Here is a 2,347-nt window from a genome sequence, read left to right on the forward strand (position 1 = left end):
AGCTTGGTAACCTTAAGATAAACAAAAACCCCGAAATATCTCAGCAATGGACATTTTCGGGGTTAATTTTTGTTACAAAAAACTAAAAGTCAAATAGTTACCCGTGGTTTGGACACCCTGCATATTTTAAAATTTTAGACCCATTTACTTCCGGGGATTTTGGGATAACTGTAATCTGCCCTTATCTTGTAACACCATTTTTCTAGCCCAAAATCAAATATTTGGAACTGTTGATTGACTTTTATTGCTTCCATTTGCAAAATAACCCATTCACAAACTAGAAAATAGAATGGAAATTAATGTTACACATTAAATTCGAGACAATCCAAAACGATGTTACTTTTTTTCATCAACCTAAGGAATTTTTTCTATACCCGGGCAAGCAAAAATTCGGGATCGACAAATATTGATTATCGATGTCAACACTATTTGTGCTCCATTACATGGCCTTGTGGATAATTCTTGACAAAGTCTTGAAAAAGGTTATGCATGGTTTTTCATTGATAGGGTTACTGAGAGCGGATCATCTTTTGCCCAAAATATTGACCACCATAGCGTTTTTTTCTCCTTTGGCAATTGTTATGTTTTACCTATTTAAAGAATTTGAAAAGCACGAAGTAACAAGAATGGACAAAGTAGAGGAAAAGAGATGGCTGTTTGTTACAATCGCTATCGTCGCGACAGGTGTCATGGCGTTAATGATCTTACCTCGCTTTGTATCGAAAATTTTGAATTGATGAAAATTTTAAGATATTCTGGTCGGCTTTACCAGTTTGACTAAGGCAAAACAATAGTCCAACCTGATGAAGCCTTTATATAATTTCCTCCCTTGTAATCTGAATTTTCGGTAACGTATCTCAGCCTTTTTTTAATTTCCCTTTCCAATACTTCCAATTCATTTATTGCAATATCGTCGTCGATATTTTTATGAAACTCTAATTCTCGGATTATCCCATCAGGGGAGAAATAATAGGTAATTACGAAACTCTTCTCTTGAGCACGGAACTTTTCCAATTTCTCTTGTGTGATCGCATCCTTATTGATTTCATTTATTACTTTGCGTGCTGCAACAGTTGCAGCATGCAAAGTAAAGGGAGGAAAGCGTTTAGCAAAAGGATCGTTACCGATATTAGCTTGGGCATCAATCAACATGTAATTAGGTCCAACCATCTTACCTTTTGGATATATCATGGGCTCCTTAAATAGCTTGTTTTCCATGTTCCAAATGGTTATCATATTGCTGTTCTTAGCGCGGGTATAATAGTAGGTACTGTGTGTTCCCTTATATTCTCCGTCTACAGTTCTTGTTTCCTGTGCTTTAAGGCCACAGCAACCGACCGAGATAAATAGTGTCAAGGTGGCAAGGATACAAGATTTATTTTTCATTTTGGACATGATGAGTTAGTAGCGGCATGCAACATTGCCGTGGGTTGCAAATTGTAAACAATAGGCGAAGAATATTGGGGCCAAGTATTTCTAAATTGCTCCATAAAATAGTAATATTTGGGTTGTAGCTGTTCCCAAGTGGGCCATTTTGTTCCTTGAGTCGTCATATCGAGTAGCCAATTGAAATATTCAGGAGTTGAACTTGCACGACAGCATATTGTTTGCGACTCAGTATTAGTACCTGGCTTTGCTGTCATTCCCGCTATATCCTTCATTAACCATGCTTCAAATTCGATATTTACACGACCAGGTGTATTTTGTCCCAGATATTGTGTAGTGCCATAAACGGTATTTTGATAAGCATGGAAAATTTCTTCTACGAAAACGTCACCTACTATTGCCTCATTATCTTGAAAAATAAAATCATTATTGATCGGATTGTAGGCGCCCCTTCCCGGTATACTAGGATTAACGGAGAAATTGAATTTCATACCGGACGCAACAATGTTGGCGTAGACTATACTTCCAAAACAGTGTTTCAAATAAAAGAATAAAATCTCATTAACCAGAAACTTCTGGGCGGCATCAAGTGTACTGGAGAGTTTATATATTTTATGTAAATTGTCTGGGTATTCTCCTATGTAAGGCCTCGGAAAATTTCCACCTCCTCCTCCATACGAATTGAACCCACCCATTACAATGACCGAGTAGCCACCACCACCGCCGCCGCCGCCAGACGTGTAACATGAGTAGTCGTTATACATCCATTGGCACTCGGCGTATAACCCCATGCTGGGTACGGAAACGCAGGAATAATATTGTGCAATTATATAACAATCCACGGTACTGGTTCGTCCTGATTGAGAAGATGGAATAAATTCCTGGACCTGCCTGCCTTCATCCAGTATAAATCCTTTTTTGAACTCACCATTGACATCTTCAACAATGACTTTTCCTGAAA

3 protein-coding genes are annotated in these 2,347 nt (G+C 38.1%); 1 reads left to right on the plus strand and 2 read right to left on the minus strand.

Going from position 1 to position 2,347, the window contains the following annotated elements; all coding sequences use genetic code 11:
- Nucleotides 1–416: 416 nt before the first annotated feature.
- Nucleotides 417–737 carry a hypothetical protein gene (locus RB622_RS29940; RefSeq protein WP_308050518.1) on the plus strand — a complete coding sequence of 107 codons (321 nt, stop codon included), beginning with the start codon at nucleotides 417–419 and terminating at the stop codon, nucleotides 735–737.
- Between the two features lie 40 nt (nucleotides 738–777).
- Here the strand turns inward: RB622_RS29940 and RB622_RS29945 are convergent, their stop codons facing one another.
- Nucleotides 778–1,386 carry a hypothetical protein gene (locus RB622_RS29945; RefSeq protein ID WP_308050520.1) on the minus strand — a complete coding sequence of 203 codons (609 nt, stop codon included), beginning with the start codon at nucleotides 1,384–1,386 and terminating at the stop codon, nucleotides 778–780.
- Nucleotides 1,383–2,347 (minus strand): hypothetical protein (locus tag RB622_RS29950; protein ID WP_308050521.1); only part of this gene is annotated, 965 nt, incomplete at its 5' end. The genes RB622_RS29950 and RB622_RS29945, both read right to left, overlap by 4 nt.

Source organism: Dyadobacter sp. LHD-138 (assembly GCF_030929615.1).
Lineage (GTDB): Bacteria > Bacteroidota > Bacteroidia > Cytophagales > Spirosomataceae > Dyadobacter.

Bases quoted from the DNA above. Each gene is read 5' to 3' on its own strand.
- RB622_RS29945 (WP_308050520.1), bottom strand. From the start codon at position 1,386: ATGAAAAATAAATCTTGTATCCTTGCCACCTTGACACTATTTATCTCG.
- RB622_RS29940 (WP_308050518.1), top strand. From the start codon at position 417: ATGTCAACACTATTTGTGCTCCATTACATGGCCTTGTGGATAATTCTT.